General features: G+C 74.0%; 18 protein-coding genes. 7 read left to right on the top strand and 11 right to left on the bottom strand.

Annotated features, from left to right (window positions below; translation table 11 throughout):
- Positions 1–47: 47 nt before the first annotated feature.
- Together ACFWJO_RS20240 and ACFWJO_RS20235 are read left to right on the top strand one after the other, a co-directional pair.
- Positions 48–1,043: a hypothetical protein gene (locus ACFWJO_RS20240; protein ID WP_386866934.1), complete on the top strand. Its 996-nt coding sequence runs from the start codon at positions 48–50 to the stop codon at positions 1,041–1,043.
- A gap of 139 nt (positions 1,044–1,182) precedes the next feature.
- On the top strand, positions 1,183–2,715 hold the full coding sequence (locus ACFWJO_RS20235) for an amino acid permease (RefSeq protein ID WP_386866932.1): 1,533 nt from the start codon (positions 1,183–1,185) through the stop codon (positions 2,713–2,715).
- A gap of 70 nt (positions 2,716–2,785) precedes the next feature.
- Here ACFWJO_RS20235 and ACFWJO_RS20230 read toward each other — a convergent pair whose 3' ends face one another.
- On the bottom strand, positions 2,786–3,580 hold the full coding sequence (locus ACFWJO_RS20230) for a GntR family transcriptional regulator (RefSeq protein WP_386866931.1): 795 nt from the start codon (positions 3,578–3,580) through the stop codon (positions 2,786–2,788).
- Positions 3,581–3,817: 237 nt separating this feature from the next.
- Here ACFWJO_RS20230 and ACFWJO_RS20225 point away from each other — a divergent pair, with 237 nt between their 5' ends.
- Positions 3,818–5,158, top strand: a complete 1,341-nt coding sequence (locus tag ACFWJO_RS20225; RefSeq protein ID WP_386866929.1) for a DUF2252 domain-containing protein — start codon at positions 3,818–3,820, stop codon at positions 5,156–5,158.
- A 43-nt stretch (positions 5,159–5,201) separates the two neighbouring features.
- On the opposite strand, the gene ACFWJO_RS20220 is transcribed toward ACFWJO_RS20225, so the two are convergent.
- Together ACFWJO_RS20220 and ACFWJO_RS20215 are read right to left on the bottom strand one after the other, a co-directional pair.
- Positions 5,202–6,596, bottom strand: a complete 1,395-nt coding sequence (locus tag ACFWJO_RS20220) for an NAD(P)/FAD-dependent oxidoreductase (RefSeq protein WP_386866928.1) — start codon at positions 6,594–6,596, stop codon at positions 5,202–5,204.
- Between the two features lie 58 nt (positions 6,597–6,654).
- A complete protein-coding gene (locus ACFWJO_RS20215) occupies positions 6,655–7,032 on the bottom strand; it encodes an ArsR/SmtB family transcription factor (RefSeq protein WP_386866926.1) in 378 nt (125 codons plus the stop codon).
- Positions 7,033–7,160: 128 nt separating this feature from the next.
- On the opposite strand from ACFWJO_RS20215, the gene ACFWJO_RS20210 reads away from it, so the two are divergent.
- On the top strand, positions 7,161–9,068 hold the full coding sequence (locus ACFWJO_RS20210) for a heavy metal translocating P-type ATPase (protein ID WP_386866924.1): 1,908 nt from the start codon (positions 7,161–7,163) through the stop codon (positions 9,066–9,068).
- Between the two features lie 23 nt (positions 9,069–9,091).
- Here ACFWJO_RS20210 and ACFWJO_RS20205 read toward each other — a convergent pair whose 3' ends face one another.
- The 6 genes from ACFWJO_RS20205 to dhaK all read right to left on the bottom strand — a co-directional run bounded on the left by ACFWJO_RS20205 (position 9,092) and on the right by dhaK (position 14,351).
- Positions 9,092–9,217: a hypothetical protein gene (locus tag ACFWJO_RS20205; protein ID WP_386866922.1), complete on the bottom strand. Its 126-nt coding sequence runs from the start codon at positions 9,215–9,217 to the stop codon at positions 9,092–9,094.
- Positions 9,214–9,879 carry a PadR family transcriptional regulator gene (locus tag ACFWJO_RS20200; RefSeq protein WP_386866921.1) on the bottom strand — a complete coding sequence of 222 codons (666 nt, stop codon included), beginning with the start codon at positions 9,877–9,879 and terminating at the stop codon, positions 9,214–9,216. Before ACFWJO_RS20200 ends, ACFWJO_RS20205 begins: the two co-directional genes overlap by 4 nt.
- A gap of 61 nt (positions 9,880–9,940) precedes the next feature.
- On the bottom strand, positions 9,941–11,965 hold the full coding sequence (locus tag ACFWJO_RS20195) for an FAD-dependent oxidoreductase (protein ID WP_386866919.1): 2,025 nt from the start codon (positions 11,963–11,965) through the stop codon (positions 9,941–9,943).
- 274 nt (positions 11,966–12,239) lie between these two features.
- Positions 12,240–12,665 carry a PTS-dependent dihydroxyacetone kinase phosphotransferase subunit DhaM gene (locus tag ACFWJO_RS20190; protein WP_386866918.1) on the bottom strand — a complete coding sequence of 142 codons (426 nt, stop codon included), beginning with the start codon at positions 12,663–12,665 and terminating at the stop codon, positions 12,240–12,242.
- Positions 12,662–13,351, bottom strand: a complete 690-nt coding sequence (gene dhaL / locus ACFWJO_RS20185; RefSeq protein ID WP_386866916.1) for a dihydroxyacetone kinase subunit DhaL — start codon at positions 13,349–13,351, stop codon at positions 12,662–12,664. Before dhaL ends, ACFWJO_RS20190 begins: the two co-directional genes overlap by 4 nt.
- 7 nt (positions 13,352–13,358) lie before the next feature.
- Positions 13,359–14,351 carry a dihydroxyacetone kinase subunit DhaK gene (gene dhaK / locus ACFWJO_RS20180; RefSeq protein ID WP_386866914.1) on the bottom strand — a complete coding sequence of 331 codons (993 nt, stop codon included), beginning with the start codon at positions 14,349–14,351 and terminating at the stop codon, positions 13,359–13,361.
- Positions 14,352–14,617: 266 nt separating this feature from the next.
- Here dhaK and ACFWJO_RS20175 point away from each other — a divergent pair, with 266 nt between their 5' ends.
- Positions 14,618–15,646 carry a hypothetical protein gene (locus tag ACFWJO_RS20175; RefSeq protein ID WP_386866912.1) on the top strand — a complete coding sequence of 343 codons (1,029 nt, stop codon included), beginning with the start codon at positions 14,618–14,620 and terminating at the stop codon, positions 15,644–15,646.
- Here the strand turns inward: ACFWJO_RS20175 and ACFWJO_RS20170 are convergent.
- Positions 15,636–15,905 carry a hypothetical protein gene (locus ACFWJO_RS20170; protein WP_386866910.1) on the bottom strand — a complete coding sequence of 90 codons (270 nt, stop codon included), beginning with the start codon at positions 15,903–15,905 and terminating at the stop codon, positions 15,636–15,638. The genes ACFWJO_RS20175 and ACFWJO_RS20170 overlap by 11 nt on opposite strands.
- Before the next feature lie 265 nt (positions 15,906–16,170).
- Here ACFWJO_RS20170 and ACFWJO_RS20165 point away from each other — a divergent pair, with 265 nt between their 5' ends.
- On the top strand, positions 16,171–16,650 hold the full coding sequence (locus ACFWJO_RS20165) for a hypothetical protein (protein ID WP_386866908.1): 480 nt from the start codon (positions 16,171–16,173) through the stop codon (positions 16,648–16,650).
- A 133-nt stretch (positions 16,651–16,783) separates the two neighbouring features.
- Here the strand turns inward: ACFWJO_RS20165 and ACFWJO_RS20160 are convergent, their stop codons facing one another.
- Positions 16,784–17,368: a TetR/AcrR family transcriptional regulator gene (locus ACFWJO_RS20160; RefSeq protein ID WP_386866906.1), complete on the bottom strand. Its 585-nt coding sequence runs from the start codon at positions 17,366–17,368 to the stop codon at positions 16,784–16,786.
- 137 nt (positions 17,369–17,505) lie between these two features.
- On the opposite strand from ACFWJO_RS20160, the gene ACFWJO_RS20155 reads away from it, so the two are divergent.
- On the top strand, positions 17,506–18,351 hold the full coding sequence (locus ACFWJO_RS20155) for a class I SAM-dependent methyltransferase (RefSeq protein WP_386866904.1): 846 nt from the start codon (positions 17,506–17,508) through the stop codon (positions 18,349–18,351).
- Positions 18,352–18,431: the final 80 nt, after the last annotated feature.

Raw genomic sequence — 18,431 nt, 5'->3', positions numbered from 1 at the left:
CCACCGCACCGAGGAATCATGTCGCCCACCTCCCGCCCCGCCACCTGATGGCCGGGCACGGCTTCCGGCCCGTCTACCACCCGGCCGGCCACGACCACGCCCTGCGCGGCGCCGTACAGGAGCTGCGCACCGGCCGCTGGGTGGCGATGGCCCGATTACTCGACGAGACGGCCGGCTGGCCCGGCTGGACCCGCCGCACCCAGGTCCTCGCCGCCGTCGCCGCCGGAACCGACGTCGTCGAGACCTGGCGCACCGAGGAACCCCACTCCGTCGCGGCCGGCGTGATGCACGCGCGCGTGGCCGTCGAGCGGGCCGTACGCGCCCACCGCACCGCCCACGCCCGCACCCGCGAGCTCTGGCAGGAGGCCTGGACCGCCTGCCTCGAAGCCGCCGACCGCGCCCCGGCCGACCCCGTCCCCTGGGTGTGCCGGCTCGCCCTCTCCGTGCTCGACACCCAGCAGCGGATGGAGGAGCACCGGCTCGCGCCGCCCGCGCCCATGCTGCCGCCCGGCCCCTGGGGGCTGCTCGCCGAGGCCGACAAGCGCGACCCGTACAACCGCGAGGCGCACCACCGGATGCTCCAGTTCGTGTACGCCCGCCGCCCGGGACCGCTCTCCGAGGCCGTCAACTACGCCCAGTGGGCCGCCTCCTCGGCCCCCGTCGGCTCCTCCCTGCACGCCCTGCCGCTGTACGTACGGGTCGAGCGCTACCGGCGCGAGCGCGGCCACGAACGCGCCCTCGACCTGCACTGGGTCGCCGAGGACGCCGTGCGCGACGCGGACCGGGCCATGGACGCCTGGTTCCTGTTCTGCGCCACCGACGAGGCCAGCCTGCTCGACCTCAACCACCTGGCGCACGCCCTCTACGGGGCCCTCAAGTTCCACGACGCGGCCCGGGTGTTCGAGGCCCTGGGGCCGTACTGGACCCCGCAGCCCTGGTCGTACCGCACCGACCGCCCCGACGAGCGCGACCCCGCCGAGGAGGTCTTCGAGCGGGCGCGGGCCCGCTGCCTCGGCGGCTCCGCGGCCCGCGGCGGTCCCTGACACCCGACGGCCTTCCCCGCGGGCTCCCCCACCCGCGGTGAAGCGCGCCGCACGCCGCGTCGCGCCCGCACGCCACACCCCCGCTGTCCGCCGTATCCCCCGTACGGCGACCGTCCGTCCCCTTCCCCCGGAGGAACGCATGTCCCGCACCGCTCCCACCGACGCGATACGCAAGCCGCCACCGGCCGCCAGAGACGAGGAGGCCAGACTCAGGGAGCTCGGCTACCAGCCCGTCCTGGCCCGCCGGATGGGCGGCTTCGGCAACTTCGCGATCAGCTTCTCCGTCATCTCCATCCTGTCCGGCTGCATGACCCTGTACGGCTTCGGGCTCGGCACCGGCGGCCCCGCCGTCATGCTCTGGGGCTGGGCGGGCGTCGGCCTGTTCGTGCTGTGCGTCGGCCTCGCCCTCGCCGAGGTCACCAGCGCCTACCCGACCTCCGGAGCGCTCTACTACATGGCCGACCGGCTCGGCGGCCGCCGCTGGGGCTGGTACACCGGCTGGCTGAACCTGCTCGGCCTGCTCGGCGCCATCGCCGGAATCGACTACGGCGCCGCCCTGTTCACCGGCGCCTTCCTCAACCTCCAGTGGGGCTTCACGCCCACCCCGGAGTCGACCTTCCTGATCTTCCTGGCGATCCTGCTGGTGCACGCCGTGCTCAACCTCAACGGCGTCCGCCTGGTCAGCCTGCTCAACTCGGTCAGCGTCTGGTGGCACCTGGGCGGCGTCGCGCTCATCGTCGGCGCTCTCGCGATCGTCCCCGACCACCACCAGTCCGCGACCTTCGTCTTCACCGAGTTCGTCAACGACACCGGCTGGGCCAACCCGCTCTACGTGGCCGCCATCGGCCTGCTGCTCGCCCAGTACACCTTCTCCGGGTACGACGCCTCCGCCCACCTCTCGGAGGAGACCGCCAACGCGTCCGTGGCCGCCGCGAAGGGCATCGTCCGCTCCATCTGGGCGTCCTGGATCGCCGGCTTCGCGCTGCTCGCCGGACTCACCTTCGCCATCCAGGACTACGCGGGCACCCAGAACACCGCCACCGGCGTGCCGCCCGCCCAGATCCTCCTGGACGCGCTCGGCGAGGGCGGTGCCAAGGCCCTGCTGCTCGTGGTGATCGTGGCCCAGCTGTTCTGCGGCAACGCCGAGGTCGCCGCGGCCAGCCGGATGGTCTTCGCGTTCAGCCGCGACAACGCCCTGCCGGGCTCCTCCCTCTGGCGCCGGGTCAGCAGCCGCACCCACACGCCGGTGCCCGCCGTGTGGCTCTCGGTCGTGGTCGCCGCGCTGCTCGCGGTGCCGTCGCTGTACTCGGCCACCGCCTACGGCGCCGTCACCGCGATCAACGTCATCGGGATCACCCCGGCCTACGCCATCCCGATCCTGCTGCGGCTGCGCGCGGGCCGCAAGTTCGTGCCCGGCCCCTGGAACCTGGGCCGCTGGAGCAGGCCGATCGGATGGATCGCGGTCGTCTGGGTCGCGCTCGTCACCGTGCTGTTCTGCCTGCCGCAGCGCTCCCCGGTCACCGTCGACACCATGAACTACGCGGTGATCGCGCTGGCCGTCGTGCTCGTGCTCGCCAGCGTCTGGTGGTACGTCGCCCGCCGCTCGTACGGCACGCCGCAGTCGTACGGCAGTGCCCGCGAGGAGGCGGAGATCGCCGAGGGCATCGTCTGACGCCGCTCGGAAGCGCGCGGCCGGCGGGGGCCCTGGCGGAGGCCCGCGCCGTCCGGGGCACGAGTCGCGCTCAGCCGCCGAACTCGTAGGTCCACGCCCCCGTACGGGCCGCGAAGTCGATGTCCGTGACCTCCAGCGCGTGTCCGTGCTGGTCGCTCACCACCCGGTGGACGTGGAGCCGGGCGGCGTCGGCCGCGCCCGGCCCGCTCGTCTCCGGCGTCCCGTCCGCCGCGGCCGCCCGCGGCGGGCCGGGCGGGACGCCGATCGACTCCCGGTGGGTGGTGCGCAGCCCGGCCTGGTGCATCCAGTGGTAGAGCAGCCGCAGGTCGGGCTGCCCGCAGCGCTCGGCCCGCCGCCGGTAACGGCCGAGCTGCGGGATCTCGGTCAGCGCGACCCGGGAGAACCAGGTGACCGAGCGCTGCAGGGACTCTCCCGCCGGGGTCAGCACCACATGGCGGTGGACCAGCGTCGGTTCGCCGGGCGCCAGGGACAGCCGGCCGGCGAGGGCCACCGGCGGCGCCTCCCAGGAGAGCGCGGCGCGGACCAGCGCGTCCGTGGCCCTGGGCCCGCCCGGGAAGGTGCGGGGGCACGGCGCGGGTGCCGCGGAATGCCGTTCGTGGGCGGTTTCGGCGGCGAACGTGCCGCGCCGGTCCGTCACCACCAGGCCTTCCTCGCGCAGCAGTTGGAGCGCGCTGCGGACGGTCTGCCGGTTGACGTGGTAGCGGTGGGCGAGCAGACGCTCGGAAGGAAGCCGGCTGCCGGGGGAGATGCGGCGCTGGACGAGGTCGTCCCGCAGTGCGCGGGCCACCCGGAGATAGAGCGGAAGCGTCGCCGTCGACCTGTGTTCGGGAACGGGCTCGGCCATGTCTCGGACCCTCTCTGTCATGCGTGGTTCCGCCGTGCGTCGGCGCGCACGGGTCGACCATTGCTCGGTGTGACCACCCGAGTCGCGTGGGTGATCAATTCCTATCATTGGTCTAAACCATTCTGGAAGTCCCGCCGGGGAGAGTGGCCGAAACGAGCGCCGCGCCGTGTAATGGATCGCACCGGAGCAGTACCGACGGCCGCCGGCGGCGGCGTGGGGAGAGGCTGGTGAGGCCGAATGGCGACACCGTCCGAACGGGCGGAGCGGGGCAAGGCCGCCCGCAAGCGCGTCCCCCGCTCCTCGCACGGCCGCTGGATACCCTCCTCCCAGCGCCCCGACCCGGTCACCGTCCTGGAACGCGAGTGCGTCGACCGGCTGCCCGACCTCGTCCCCATCCGCTACGGCCGGATGATGGTCTCGCCCTTCGCCTTCCTGCGCGGCGCCGCCGCCGTCATGGCCGCCGACCTCGCCGCCCAGCGGCACACCGGACTCACCGTGCAGCTCTGCGGCGACGCCCACCTCCTCAACTTCGGCGTCTACGCTTCACCCGAACGGACGCTTCTCTTCGACGTCAACGACTTCGACGAGACCCTCCCCGGACCCTTCGAGTGGGACGTGAAGCGGCTCGCCGCCTCCGTCGCCGTGGCCGCGCTGCAGAACGGCACCACCAAGGCCAAGGCCCACCGCGCCGCGCAGGTCGCCGCCGAGTCGTACCGGCTCGACATGCGTCGGCTGGCCGGACTCGGCGAACTCGACGTCTGGTACGAGCGGATCGCCGCCGACGACCTCGCGGCGCTGGTCCGCGGCGCCGCGAACCGGAGCCGGCTGGAGGACCGGCTCGCCCGCGCCCGCCGCCGCACCAGCCTCCAGGTCCTCGACAGGCTCACCGTGAAGGACGGATCGGGCCGCCGGATCGTCGACGACCCGCCGCTCCTCGAGCGCGTCACGGACATCGACCGGGTCACGCTCGGCAAGATCTTCAGCGACTACCGCAGCTCGCTCGCCGAGGAACGCCGGCTGCTGCTCGACCGCTTCCGCTTCGTCGACGCCGCCCGCAAGGTCGTCGGCGTGGGCAGCGTCGGCAGCCGCTGCTTCATCCTGCTCCTGGAGGGCCGCGACGACGGCGACCCGCTCTTCCTCCAGATCAAGGAGGCGGGCGAGTCGGTCCTGGAGCAGTACCTGACGCCCAGCCCCCACACCCACCACGGCCACCGTGTCGTCAGCGGACAGCGGCTCATCCAGGCCGCCAGCGACATCTTCCTCGGCTGGATGACCGGTCCCGAGGAACGGCACTTCTACTGGCGCCAGTTGCGCGACATGAAGGGCTCCGCCGAGGTCGAGACGATGTCCCCGGCCCTGCTCCGCGACTACGCGCGGCTGTGCGGGCGGGCCCTCGCCCGGGCCCACGCCCGCTCCGGCGACCGGATCGCGATCGCCGCGTACCTCGGCACCTCCGACGTCTTCGACCGCGCGACGGCCGACTTCGCGGTCCGTTACGCGAGCCAGAACGCCGACGACTACGCGGCGCTCAGCGCCGCGATAGCGGCCGGAGTCGTGACGGCGGCCCCGGGCGTCTGACCGCCCGGGGCCGCTCCGGCGGTGCGCTTCCCCCGTGCGCCGGTCAGGCCTTGTGGCGCCACATCGGCGGCTCGGCCGGCGTCGTCGGCACCGGGTCGAACAGCGCCGCCCGCACCACCGCCGGGGCGAACACCGCCGTCAGCGGCGCGGTCAGGTGCAGTGCCGAACGGAAGGCGGGGCCGACCACCGGGTGGGCCGAGGCCCGCAGCGCGACCCGGCCGAGGTACCAGCCGGTCACCTTGTCGAGGGCCCCCGTGCGCACCGCGTCACCGGTCGCGCCCGGCATCTTCTTGTCGGCGCCCGCCGAGATGTCCCAGGCCTGCTTCGACGCGTCGAGCAGGGCCTTCTGCACGCGCCGGGTGGTCGGCACGCGCCGGGTGTCCGCGAGCGCCGCGCGCAGCGCGAGCGCGGTCAGCGCGGCGACGGCCATGCCCTGCCCGTAGATCGGGTTGAACGCGCACAGCGCGTCGCCGGTCGCGAGGAAGCCTGCGGGGCGGCGGCCCGGACGGTCGTAGCGACGCCGGATGTTGGCGGTCTTGCGGAAGCCGTACACCGGCGTCAGCGGCTCGGCCTTCGCGATCCAGTCGGCGACGACCGGGTGCGGCAGCCGACGTGCGAACTCCTCGAACAGCTTCTCGTCCGTGGGCGGTTCGTCGCCGCGTAGCCCGGCGAGCGTCACGACGTGGCGGCCGTCGCCCAGCGGCAGGATCACGCCGCTGTACACCTGGGCGGGATTGGGCACGATGTAGTAGCCGACGGCGTCGGTGGACGGGTCGGGGGCGGGGGAGCGGAAGATCCGGGTGCCGTACGCGAGACCGGTGTCGATGGTCTCCTCGTGCGGGGCCTCGGCGCCGATCCCGGCCAGCCAGTCCGCCGCGCGGGTCGAGCGGCCCGAGGCGTCCACGACCAGATCGGCCTCCAGCGGGTACGGCTCCTTCGACGAGCCCGCGCCGCGCTCGCGCAGCAGCACGCCCCGCACCCGGGCGGAGTCGCCGAGCAGCCCCACCGCCTCGGTGCCCTCGATCCGCTCGATCCGCGGATCGGCGAACACCCGCTTGCGTACCAGCCATTCGAGCTGTTCGCGAGGGCCGGCGTAGAAGTGCACGGTGGGCTCGGTGCGGGCGTACCACTGCCCGTTCTGCCACTGCACCATGTCCTCGGGCACACCCAGCTTCGGCGCGCCGAGCGCGTGCAGCTCGGTGGTGAACCCGGGCAGCAGCTCGTCGAACGCCCGCTGCCCGCCCCCGATCAGCACATGGAGGTGCCGGCTCTGCGGCACGCCGGGGCGGGCCTCCGGCTCCTGCGGATAGCGGTCACGCTCGACGACGGTGACCCGCTCGGCGTGTTCGCTCAGCACCCGTGCGGCCAGCAGACCCGCGAGACTCCCCCCGACGACCACCGCGTGACGTGTCCTGCGGGGTCCCAACTCGTCGGCCATCCTCGCCCTTTCGCGTAGGGGTTGTGGAACTGCCGTGGGCCGTACCGGCCCACGTGGTCTAGGACTGACCAGTATCCACGGTGGCGCGGGCCGCGTCGCGGGCGCCGAGGCGCAGGTGCTCGATGTGGTAGACGGCCTCGTCGAGGAGTTGGGCGACGTGGTTGTCGTACAGGCTGTACTCGATCCGGCGGCCCTGGCGGACTCCGGTGACCAGGCCGAGCGCGCGCAGCAGACGGAGCTGGTGGGAGACGGCCGACTGCTCCATCTCGACGGCCGTGGCCAGTTCGGTGACGCCGCAGGGGCCCTGGCGGAGGCGGGTGAGGATCATCAGCCGGGACGGGGTGGCGAGGGCCTGGAGGGTCTCGGCGATGGTGGCCGCGGACTCCGCGTCGAGGCTCGCCGCCGCCGTGGTCCGTCCTGTCGCTCCGTGTCCCATGGGCTCATCGTAGCGGTGGTTATCAGTCAATAGATGAAGAGCTCTTCATGTGTTCCGGTATGGTGGTGCCGTAGACGCGGTCCCGCACGCCGTCGCCCCCCTCCCCGGTTCCCGAAAGGCGGTGCCCCATGGCATCCCCAGGCCTCGACTCACCCCCCACCGCACCGGTCCGTCCGGCCCCGTCACCACCCGGCCGGCGCCGCGCCCGCGTCACCGACCTGCCCGAGGTCCGCTGGGCCGCGCTGTCCGCCCTCGCCTTCCTCTGCGCGCTGCCCCTCGACCTGACCGGCGCGCCCGCCTGGGCCTGGGGGCCGCTCTACGCGGTCTGCTACGCCGCCGGAGGCTGGGAACCCGCGCTCGCGGGACTGCGCGCCCTGCGCGGGAGGACCCTCGACGTGGACCTCCTGATGGTCGTCGCCGCGCTCGGCGCCGCCGCCATCGGCCAGTTCCTCGACGGCGGACTGCTGATCGTGATCTTCGCCGTCTCCGGCGCCCTCGAAGCCCTCGCCACCCGCCGCACCGCCGACTCCGTCCGCGGACTGCTCGACCTCGCCCCCGCGACCGCCGTACGGCTCCTCCCCACGGGCCAGGAGGAGACGGTCGCCGCCGACGCCCTCGCCGTCGGCGACACCGTCCTCGTACGCCCCGGGGAGCGGCTGCCCGCCGACGGCACCGTCCTCTCCGGCCGCAGCGACGTCGACCAGGCCGGCATCACCGGCGAACCGCTGCCCGCGGCCAAGGCGCCCGGCGACGAGGTCTACGCGGGCACCCTCAACGGCACCGGAGCACTGCGGGTACGCGTCGGCAAGGAGGCCGGCGACACCGTCGTCGCCCGGATCGTCGCCCTCGTCGAGGAGGCGAGCGCCACCAAGGCCCCCACCCAGCTCTTCATCGAGAAGATCGAACAGCGCTATTCCGTCGGCGTGGTGGCCGCCACCCTCGGGCTCCTCGCCGTCCCCCTCGCGCTCGGCGCCGACTTCACCGAGACCCTGCTGCGGGCCATGACCTTCATGATCGTGGCATCGCCCTGCGCCGTCGTGCTCTCCACCATGCCGCCGCTGCTCTCCGCCATCGCCACCGCGGGACGGCACGGCGTGCTCGTGAAGTCCGCCGTCGTCATGGAACGCCTCGGCACCGTCGACCGGGTGGCCCTCGACAAGACCGGCACCCTCACCGAAGGCTCCCCGCGCGTCACCGCCGTGCACGGCGAACCGGCCGCCCTCGCGCTCGCCGCCGCGGCCGAACTCCCCAGCGAACACCCCCTCGGCCGCGCCGTCGTGGCCGAGGCCCGCGCCCGCGGCCTCGCGATCCCCGAGGCGAGCGCCTTCGCCGCGGAGCCGGGCCGCGGCGTACGGGCCCGTGTCGACGGCCGCGAGGTGGCCGTCCGCCGGGCACCCGGCGAGCACGCCGACACCGCCGTCGAGGTCCTGGTCGACGGCGAACGCGCCGCGGTCCTGGAGTTCGCGGACCGGCTCCGCGGCGGCGCCGCCGAAGCGGTCGGCGCCCTCACCCGGCTCACCGGCACCGCGCCCACCCTGCTGACCGGCGACAACGCGGGCGCGGCCGAACGGACCGCGCGCGAGGCCGGCCTCGTCGACGTACGGTCAGGACTGCTGCCGCAGGACAAGGCCGCCGCCGTACGGGAGTGGGAGGCGGCCGGCAGCCGAGTCCTCATGGTCGGCGACGGCGTCAACGACGCCCCGGCGCTCGCCGCCGCGCACACCGGCGTCGCCATGGGGCGGGCCGGCTCCGACCTCGCCCTGGAGACCGCCGACGTGGTCGTCGTACGCGACGAACTCGCCGCGCTCCCCGCCGTGGTGGCCCTTTCCCGCAGGGCCCGCCGACTGGTCGTGCAGAACCTGGTGATCGCCGCGGTGTGCGTCGGCGGCCTGGTCGTCTGGGACCTGGCCGGTCACCTCCCGCTCCCGCTGGGCGTCGCGGGCCACGAGGGCTCCACCGTCCTGGTCGGCCTCAACGGCCTGCGGCTGCTGCGGGACGCGGCATGGCGGCGGGCGGCCGCCGAGGCCGCCGGGTGAAGGGGCCCGGCCGCCGCCTGCCTTTAGGGCCTGTCCGGCGGATCGGGGCCGGACGGGCCCTGGTCGTCCCCGAGTTCCCGGGCCGCCCCGGCCGCCCCGACCTCCGGGGTCACGCCGAGCTCGCCCGCCTCCCCGACATCCAGGGTCACGCCGAGCTGCCAGCTTCCTCGGCCTCGCCGGCCTTCCCGGGAGCGTCGAGCTCGCCGGCCTCGCCGGCCTTGCCGGGACCGTCGGGCTCGTCGGCCGCCCCGGCCTTCCCGGGTGCGTCGAGCTCGCCGGTCGCCCCGAGTTCGTCGATCGCCTGGGTCAGCCACTGCACCCAGAACCGCTCCAGCTCGATCCCGCCGCGCAGCACCAGGTGCCGCAGCCGGTCCGGCTCGGCGGAGCGGCGGTCCGGCGGGAAGTCGCGGACCTCGATCTCCAGGTACTCGTCCAACTGGCGCCGGTGCAGCCCGAGGTGCCGTTCCAGCTCGGCCCGCAGGCCGGTGCCGCCGACCACGGCGGCGGCCCGCATCCGCAGCAGCAGGGCCGAGCGCATCGGCTTGGGGTCCTCCGCGGTGTCCACCCAGGCCGCGAGTTCGGCGCGGCCCGCCGGCAGCACCTCGTACTCCTTCTTCTGCCCGCGGGCGGGCATGGCGGCGGGCAGGGCCCGGATGTAGCCCGCCTGCTCCAGTTTGCCGAGCTCCCGGTAGATCTGCTGGTGCGTGGCCGACCAGAAGTAGCCGATCGACCGGTCGAAGCGGCGGGTCAGCCCGAGGCCGGAGGACGGTTTCTCGACCAGCGCCGTCAGGATCGCGTGCGGGAGGGACATGGGCGCATCCTAAGCAAGGGCGTGGACGGCGCGGGCCGGTGGGCGCGCGCCGTCCACGGCGTCACAGGGCGGCGGCGAGCCGCGTGCCCTGGTCGATGGCGCGCTTGGCGTCCAGCTCGGCGGCGACGTCGGCCCCGCCGATCAGGTGCGCGGCCCGGCCCGCGGCGACCAGCTCCTCGTACAGCCCGCGGCGCGGCTCCTGGCCGGTGCACAGGACCACCGTGTCGACCGGGACGAGCTGCGGCTCGCCGTCGACGGTGATGTGCAGGCCCTCGTCGTCGATCCGCTCGTACGACGCGCCGGCGACCATGGTGACGCCCCGGTGCTTCAGTTCGGTGCGGTGGATCCAGCCGGTGGTCTTGCCGAGGCCCGCGCCGACCTTGGTGGTCTTGCGCTGGAGCAGGTGGACCTGGCGCGGCGGCCGGGGCCGCTCCGGGGCCCGCAGGCCGCCCCGGGACTCGTACGAGGTGTCCACGCCCCACTGGCGGAAGTACGTCTCGGGGTCCTGGCTCGCGCCCTCGCCGCCGTCCGTGAGGAACTCCGCGACGTCGAAGCCGATGCCGCCGGCGCCGAGGATCGCGACCCGCTCGCCGACCGGCACGCGGTCGCGCAGCACGTCCAGGTATCCGACCACGCTCGGGTGGTCGACGCCCTCGATCTCGGGGACGCGGGGGGTCACGCCGGTGGCGACGACGACCTCGTCGTAGCCGTCGAGGTCGGCCGCGGTGACGAGCGTGTCCAGGCGGACGTCGACGCCGCGCTCGGCGAGCTGGACGCGGAAGTAGCGCAGGGTCTCGTCGAACTCCTCCTTGCCCGGGACCTGCTTGGCGACGTTCAGCTGGCCGCCGATCTCGCTGCCGGCGTCGAACAGCGTGACGGTGTGGCCGCGTTCGGCCGCCGAGACCGCGCAGGCGAGGCCGGCCGGTCCCGCGCCGACGACGGCGATCCGCTTGGCGAGGCGGGTGGGGGAGAGGACCAGCTCGGTCTCGTGGCAGGCCCGCGGGTTCACCAGGCAGGAGGTGATCTTCAGGCTGAAGGTGTGGTCGAGGCAGGCCTGGTTGCAGCCGATGCAGGTGTTGATGGTCTCGGCGCGGTCCGCGGCGGCCTTGGCGACGAAGTCCGGGTCGGCGAGGAAGGGGCGGGCCATCGACACCATGTCGGCACGGCCCTCGGCGAGGATCTGCTCCGCGACCTCGGGCGTGTTGATCCGGTTGGAGGTCACCAGGGGGACGGACACCGCGCCCATCAGCCGCTTGGTCACCCAGGTGTAGGCGCCGCGCGGGACGGAGGTGGCGATGGTGGGGATGCGGGCCTCGTGCCAGCCGATGCCGGTGTTGATGATGGTGGCGCCGGCCGCCTCGATCTCCTTGGCGAGGGAGACCACCTCGTCGAGGGTGGAGCCGCCCGGGACCAGGTCGAGCATGGAGAGCCGGTAGACGACGATGAAGTCCTCGCCGACGCGCTCGCGGATCCGGCGCACGATCTCCAGGGGGAAGCGGACCCGGTTCTCGTAGGAGCCGCCCCAGCGGTCGGTGCGCCGGTTGGTCGCGGAGGCGATGAACTCGTTGATGAGGTAGCCCTCGGAGCCCATGACCTCGACGCCGTCGTAGCCGGCCTCCTTGGCGAGCTCGGCACAGCGGGCGTAGTCCTCGACGGTCTGCTCGACCTCGGCGTCGGAGAGCTCGTTCGGTACGAAGGGGCTGATCGGGGCCTTGATCGCGCTGGGCGCGACCAGGGCGGGGTGGTAGGCGTACCGGCCGAAGTGCAGGATCTGCATCGCGATCCGGCCGCCCTCGGCGTGCACGGCGTCGGTGATCACGCGGTGCTCGGCGACCTCCTCGGCGGTGGTCAGCTTGGCGCCGCCGTCCCAGGGCCGGCCCGCCTCGTTGGGGGAGATGCCGCCGGTGACGATGAGGCCGACGCCGCCGCGGGCGCGCTCGGCGTAGAAGGCGGCCATCCGCTCGAAACCGTGCTCGGCCTCCTCGAGGCCGACGTGCATGGATCCCATGAGCACCCGGTTGGGCAGGGTCGTGAACCCGAGGTCCAGCGGGCTCAGCAGGTGCGGGTACGGGGTGTTCGGGGCCATCGGGGCGCCTCCTCGCGCGGGGTCGTCACGCACTGTTGTAGACGACCCGCCGAGGCTTGTGCAACAAGTTGCATAACGGTGAGGGCGTGATGTGCCGGACACCACAGGGGAGGGGGAGCCGCCGCGGCGCCCGCGCCACCTCAGGGGAGGGAGCCACAGGGCCCGGCCCGGGCCACCACAGCGGAAGGGCCGCGCCGCGGGGAGCGGCGCGGCCCTTCCGGGCCGGGACGGCGGGTCGCCGACGTCCGTGGCGGGCCCCGCGCGTCGGGCCGGGTCACTCCTTGCGGTACGCGTACGCCTCCGCAGCGGCCGCCGTCACCGCGGCGAGGTCGCCGCCGGCCGTCGCCGTCACCAGGGCCGCCACCGCGCCCTCCACGAACGGGGCGTCCACCAGGCGGGCGCCCTCGGGCAGCTCGTCGCCCTCCGCGAGCAGGGCCTTCACCGTCAGCACCGCGCTGCCCAGGTCCACCAGCAGGGCCACGCCGGCGCCGGTGTCGGCGGCCTTCGCCGCCTCGGTGATCAGCTCGGCGCTGGTGCCGAGTCCGCCGTCCGGCGTGCCGCCCGCGGGCAGGATCCGGGCGGTGTCGCCGCCGCCCGCCAGGCCCCGGGCCAGCTCGGCGACGGAGGCGGCCACGGCCGCGCTGTGCGAGACCAGGACGATGCCGACCCGGCCCGCCGTCTCCGCGCTCACCCCGCTCACCCGGCCACCTCCGCCGTGCCCTCGGCACCGTCCGCGCCCGCAGTGCCGTCCGCGCCTGCCGTGCCGTCCGCGCCCTCCGTGCCGGCCACGTCCGCGAGCGCCCCGAACAACAACGCCGACGAGGTCGCCCCCGGGTCCTGGTGCCCTACGGACCGCTCGCCGAGGTAGCTCGCCCTGCCCTTGCGCGCGAGCATCGGCACGGTCGCCAGCGCGCCCGCCTCCGCCGCCTCGCGGGCCGCCGCGAACGAGTCGCCGAGCGCCTCCGCGGCCGGTCCCAGCGCGTCCAGCATCGTCTTGTCGCCCGGCTGCGCCCCGCCCAGCTGGGCCACGGCGGTGATCCCGGCCGCCAGCGCCTCGGCCAGCTCGGGCCGGGAGACCCGTTCCGCGTCGCCCAGCGCCTTGCCCGTACGCCGCAGCAGCGTCCCGTACAGCGGTCCGGACGCCCCGCCCACCGTGGAGATCAACTGCCGCCCGGCGCCCGTGAGCACCGCGCCCGGCGTGGCCGGCGGCTCCTTCTCCAGGGCCGCCGTCACGGCGGCGAAGCCGCGCTTCAGGTTGGCCCCGTGATCGGCGTCGCCGATCGCCGAGTCGAGCTCGGTCAGCCGGTCCGCCTCCCGGTCCACGGCCGCGGCGGCCGCGGCCATCCAGTCCCGGAAGAAGCCGGCGTCGTACGTCTCCGCGCTCATCGTGGTCTCACCGCCCCCAGCGCAGCGCGGGCGTGCTCACCGGCGCGTCCCACAGCCGCAGCAGCTCCTCGTCCGCCTCGCACAGCGTCACCGAGCAGCCCGCCATGTCGAGCGAGGTCACGTAGTTGCCGACCAGCGTCCGCGCGACCGGCACCCCGCGCTCGCCGAGCACCCGCTGTACCTCCGCGTTGAACCCGTACAGTTCGAGCAGCGGCGTGGCCCCCATCCCGTTCACGAGGACGAGCACCGGCCCCTTGGGCCGCAGGTCGTCGAGGACGACGTCGACGGCGAAGTCCGCGATCTCGCGCGAGGTCATCATCGGGCGCCGTTCACGGCCCGGTTCCCCGTGGATGCCGATGCCCAGCTCCAGCTCGCCCTCCGGCAGGTCGAAGGTCGGCGAGCCCTTCGCCGGCGTCGTGCAGGCGCTCAGTGCCACGCCGAAGCTGCGGGACCGCGCGTTCACCTGGCGGGCGATCGACTCGACCCGCTCCAGCGGCGCGCCCGCCTCGGCCGCCGCGCCCGCGATCTTCTCCACGAACAGCGTGGCCCCGGTCCCGCGCCGCCCGGCCGTGTAGAGGCTGTCGGTGACGGCGACGTCGTCGTCGACGAGCACCTTGGCGACCTGGATGCCCTCGTCCTCGGCGAGCTCGGCGGCCATCTCGAAGTTGAGCACGTCGCCGGTGTAGTTCTTCACCACGAACAGGACGCCGGCGCCGCTGTCCACGGCCGCCGCCGCCCGCACCATCTGGTCGGGAACGGGGCTCGTGAAGATCTCGCCGGCGCACGCGGCCGCGAGCATCCCCGGCCCCACGAAACCGGCGTGCAGCGGCTCGTGCCCCGACCCGCCGCCGGACACCAGGGCCACCTGCCCGCCCACCGGCGCGTCACGCCGCAGCACGATCCGGTTCTCCACGTCCACGGTCAGTTCGGGGTGCGCGGCGGCGAGCCCGCGCAGCGCGTCGGCGACCACCGTCTCCGGAACATTGATCAACATCCTCAAGGGTGTCTCCTCGTGAAGCTCGCGGACAGACCTGTGCGGGGGAGCCGGCGGGAGATCCCTTCGGCAGTATCGGCCTTGCGGCAGGGAAGTTCACGCAGATCTGACATATGGGCGCTCGGGTGTGGTGACGCGTAGGGAAGCGAGGAGAGGAGGAAGGTGCTGCGAGCGATTCCTGGTGTCTGCTGTGGCCGCCCTCACCCGTTCGGGGGAGGGAGATCGTTCCGGCGACCGACGCTGTCCGCCGCAGTCGATGCGACGTTCAGAACATGACCAAGGCTGAACGGACGGTGAAGGCGCCCTGGAGCGCCTGGTGGCAGCGGTGGCCGCGCTGGGTGGCCCGGGCGACAGTGCTGTGGGCGGTGCTGTACGCGGGGTTCGGCCTGACGTGTGTGCTGACCGGGACCTCCTTGCGCTACCCCGGTGGCGGCTCAGGGGCCCCCTGGCTGGGCTGGGTGGTCATGACGGTGGCTGCATCAGCGGCGGCGGTCAGTGCGGCGGTCGTGGTGTACGGGATGCGGCCGGCGCTGCGGGTGCTGCTCCTGGCGGTCTGCGTCCTGGCCGGCATCACCGCGTTCAGCCTGCTGATGGACGTGCTCACGCTGATGGTGGGTCAGGCTGTGGACAGTCCGGCCTCCGCCGTGAACAAGGCTCTCGCGGCGGTCGGGGCGGTCCTGCTCGCGGCCACGGCCCGGTCCGACCGACGGCCCGCCGGTACTGCCGCACGGGTGCCGTCGGTCGCCCCGCGGACCGACCAACTCGCCGCCTGGGCCGGGACGCTGGCTTTCGTGCCGTACGCGGCGATGAAGCTGGTCTGGGCGTTCGGCGGTACGTTCGCGGGGATCACCGGCGAGGAGATGCTCGCGGTCTCGGAGCGGAACGGCGCCTCGGGGCTCTTCCTCACACTGGAGTCCTGGGGCCTGGACCCCACCGCGCTGCTGGCCGCGCTCGGCGTCTTCCTGCTCTGGGGCCTGGTCCGCCCGTGGGGGCGGGTCTTCCCGCGCTGGACGCCGTTCCTCCGCGGTCGACGGGTGCCGCGTCTGCTCCCGCTCGTTCCGGCTCTGCTCGGGGCTGCCACGCTCGCCCCGTACGGCATCGTGGGCATCGGATACCTGCTCCTGGCCACGTCCGGAGCAGTGACGATGCGGCCCGGCGACTTCCATTCCCCGGACGACGCGCTGCTGGTCGGCTGGATCGGGATGGTTGCCTTCGCCGTCTACGGTGTCGCCCTGACCGTCGCGGCCCGCTCGTACTGGCTCCGGACGCGGCCCCCTCGTCACCGCCAGGTCAGCGGATAACGACCCCCCGGTCGTCCAGCTCGTAGGGGGACACCCACCAGCCGTTGCGGCAGACGCGGCCCTCGGGGTCGTGGTCGCCCTCGGCGTACTCGCCGCTGCCGGTCTTCTCGCCGTTGGGGCCGGTGAAGTAGCTGGTGTAGTAGTAGCGGCAGCCGGCGGCAGCCTTCGCGGCGGGCGCGGCCTGCGCAGTGGGGACGACTGCGAGAGCCGCCGCGGCCGTACAGGCGGCGACGGCGACAAGACGCGTGAACGTCTGCATGGTGGGGATCTCCTTCGTGGCGGGGCGGGTCGTTCGCGCGCCCTCGCGTCGCCAAGGCTGCCGTGATCAGCCCTGCCGCGCCCAGCCCCACCCGCAGGGCTTCACCCAGCCCGGTCAAGTGAACCGATTCGTCATGCCGCCATACAGTGCAACGGTCCCGCAGGGGGCGGCGGAGAGACGAAGGTCGTGCAGATCTGGCATACGCAGCTTCTCGGAGCGAGTGCGGGACGGGCCGTGCAGGGGCGTACGGTGGAGGAACCGGCGGGTGGCGAGAGGTCGTGAGTCCGACATGGCGGTCTTCGAGTTGTTGGACGTCACCCTCGTCTCCGACGAGTTCGACCGGCTCGCGCTGCCGCTCGACCCGGATCCGGACCGGGGACCGGTCGACGTGCCGGAGGGCGCGGTCGTCAGCGTCTCCCTCTCCTTCCGCGTGGGCGAGGAGCTTCACGGGCTGATCTTCGACGAGGAGCGGCGGCGGGGTGGCGAGGTCGTCGCCGCCACCCGGCACGTGCTCGGCGGGTTCCGCGCGGGCGGGCCGTACGAGCTCCGGCTGCCGGCCGTGCGGATGCCCGTCGGGCGGGCGCACTGCGGAACGTACGAGGTGACCGGACGGTTCACGGACGCCGAGGGCCGGGAGCTGGCGCGGGAGAGCCACGGGTTCCGGATCGTTCACCGGCCGCCCTACGAGACCTCCGCGCCACACCATCGCCACCGCCGGTCGACCACGGCGGCCAGCCACGCCTGAGCCCGGTCGGATGCCGGTGACGGGGTGACGTCACCCCGCGACGTCACCCCGCGGCGTCACGGCGCGGCGTCATGGCGCGGCTTCACGGCGCGCTTCACGGGGCCGCGCCCCTGGCGGTGCCACCGGCCAACCCTCAGGCTCCCACCAGCGTCGTCACCAGGCGGTTCATCGCCGGCCGCGGGTCCGGACTGCCCGGCCAGGAGGTCATCAGCAGGTGGTGGGCGGTTCCGACGACGGCGAGGGCCACGGTGTCCGGGTCGACGCCGTCCGCCACCCGGCCGAGCTCGCGCTCGGCCTTGAGGTAGTCGGCGACGGCCTCCTGGATCGCGGCGAAGCCGGCGGCGCCGTTCTCCATGGCGCCGCGTACGCGCAGTGCCGCGGCGGGGCGTGCCATGGCGAGGCCCGAGAGGGCCGGGCCGCCGCGGTCGAAGAGCGCGAGGACGACGGCGTCGAGGTTCCCCGCCACCGTGCCCTGCCCGGCCAGCCCCGCGAGTGACCGCGCCTTCGCGGCCGTCAGCGCGAAACGGTCGATGCAGAGTTCGGCGACGAACTCGTCGAGTCCCGCGAAGTGGGCGTGCAGCAAGCCCTTGGCGCAGCCCGCCTCCGTGGTGATCGACCGGCTCGTGAGCGCGCCCGGTCCGTCCCTCTCCACGATCCGTTCGGCGGCGGCGAACAGCCGCTCGCGCACGTCCGGAGTCGCCACTCCACGGGGTGACATCGGCCCTTCTTCCTCCCGGCGCGGGCGCCGTCATCGGCGCGGACCCTCGGATCGTAAGCGCATTGCCAGTTTGGGCGCACGCCCATACAGTTTGGGCGCACGCCCATTCTCAGTTGTCACGTACCAAGGAGGCACCCGTGCCGGACATCGTCAACGCCGAGCAGGCACTCGCGTGGAACGGCAGTGAAGGCGCCCACTGGGCCCGCACCCAGGACCGGTGGAACGCCGTGAACGAGGGCTTCAACGAGCCGCTGCTCGACGCCGCCGGCATCACCGACGGGCACCGGACGCTCGACATCGGCTGCGGTGCCGGGCAGACCACCCGCCTCGCCGCCCGCCGCGCACCGAGAGGAAGCGCCCTGGGACTGGACCTGTCGGGGCCCATGCTGGGCGAGGCGCGGAACCGGGCGGCGGCCGAGGGCATCGCCAACGTGACGTTCGAGCAGGGGGACGCGCAGGCGTACCCCTTCGAGGCGGCCGGGTTCGACGCGGCGATCAGCCGCTACGGGGTGATGTTCTTCGCCGACCCCGAAGCGGCCTTCGGCAACATCGGCCGGGCGCTGCGCCCCGGCGGACGTCTGGCGTTCGTCTGCCCCGCCGAGCCCGCGCACAACGGCTGGGTCGTCGCCATGACGGCACTGCGCGGCATCCTGCCGGTCGGCGACTTCGGGACGCCCGGGCTGCCCGGCATGTTCTCCCTGTCGTTCCCCGACCGGATCCGTGCCGTCCTCACATCCGCCGGATTCACCGGCCTGGCCGTCGACTCCGTCGAGGCGTACGGGGCATGGGGCGCCGGAGCAGACGACGCGGCGGACTTCCTGCTGGGCACCGGTCCCGGCCGCCATGCGATGGACCAGGTCGGCACGGCCGCGCGGGAGCGAGCCCGCCGCGCGCTCACGGACCACCTGCGCGACCACGAGGCGGCGGACGGCACGGTCCTGCTGCGCAGCGCGTCCTGGCTGGTCACGGCGGAACGCCCGTAGCCCGCTTCCTGCCGCCGGCGCGCCGCCGGTTGCCCGCGGGGCGCTCGGCGGCCGGTTCGGAGAGACGATGGGGGAAGCGG

The organism is Streptomyces sp. NPDC127092, assembly GCF_042722475.1.
GTDB lineage: Bacteria > Actinomycetota > Actinomycetes > Streptomycetales > Streptomycetaceae > Streptomyces.
The sequence above is the reverse complement of the archived record's forward strand: the minus strand, read 5'-3'. Positions and strand labels throughout refer to the sequence as shown.

Excerpts from the sequence above, each read along its gene's own strand:
- ACFWJO_RS20195 (WP_386866919.1), bottom strand. The coding sequence starts at position 11,965 with ATGGCCCCGAACACCCCGTACCCGCACCTGCTGAGCCCGCTGGACCTC.
- ACFWJO_RS20230 (WP_386866931.1), bottom strand. The coding sequence starts at position 3,580 with ATGGCCGAGCCCGTTCCCGAACACAGGTCGACGGCGACGCTTCCGCTC.
- ACFWJO_RS20210 (WP_386866924.1), top strand. The coding sequence starts at position 7,161 with ATGGCATCCCCAGGCCTCGACTCACCCCCCACCGCACCGGTCCGTCCG.
- ACFWJO_RS20170 (WP_386866910.1), bottom strand. The coding sequence starts at position 15,905 with ATGCAGACGTTCACGCGTCTTGTCGCCGTCGCCGCCTGTACGGCCGCG.
- dhaL (WP_386866916.1), bottom strand. The coding sequence starts at position 13,351 with ATGAGCGCGGAGACGTACGACGCCGGCTTCTTCCGGGACTGGATGGCC.
- ACFWJO_RS20240 (WP_386866934.1), top strand. The coding sequence starts at position 48 with ATGGCCGGGCACGGCTTCCGGCCCGTCTACCACCCGGCCGGCCACGAC.
- ACFWJO_RS20175 (WP_386866912.1), top strand. The coding sequence starts at position 14,618 with ATGACCAAGGCTGAACGGACGGTGAAGGCGCCCTGGAGCGCCTGGTGG.
- ACFWJO_RS20225 (WP_386866929.1), top strand. The coding sequence starts at position 3,818 with ATGGCGACACCGTCCGAACGGGCGGAGCGGGGCAAGGCCGCCCGCAAG.
- ACFWJO_RS20200 (WP_386866921.1), bottom strand. The coding sequence starts at position 9,879 with ATGTCCCTCCCGCACGCGATCCTGACGGCGCTGGTCGAGAAACCGTCC.
- ACFWJO_RS20160 (WP_386866906.1), bottom strand. The coding sequence starts at position 17,368 with ATGTCACCCCGTGGAGTGGCGACTCCGGACGTGCGCGAGCGGCTGTTC.
- ACFWJO_RS20220 (WP_386866928.1), bottom strand. The coding sequence starts at position 6,596 with ATGGCCGACGAGTTGGGACCCCGCAGGACACGTCACGCGGTGGTCGTC.
- ACFWJO_RS20235 (WP_386866932.1), top strand. The coding sequence starts at position 1,183 with ATGTCCCGCACCGCTCCCACCGACGCGATACGCAAGCCGCCACCGGCC.
- ACFWJO_RS20215 (WP_386866926.1), bottom strand. The coding sequence starts at position 7,032 with ATGGGACACGGAGCGACAGGACGGACCACGGCGGCGGCGAGCCTCGAC.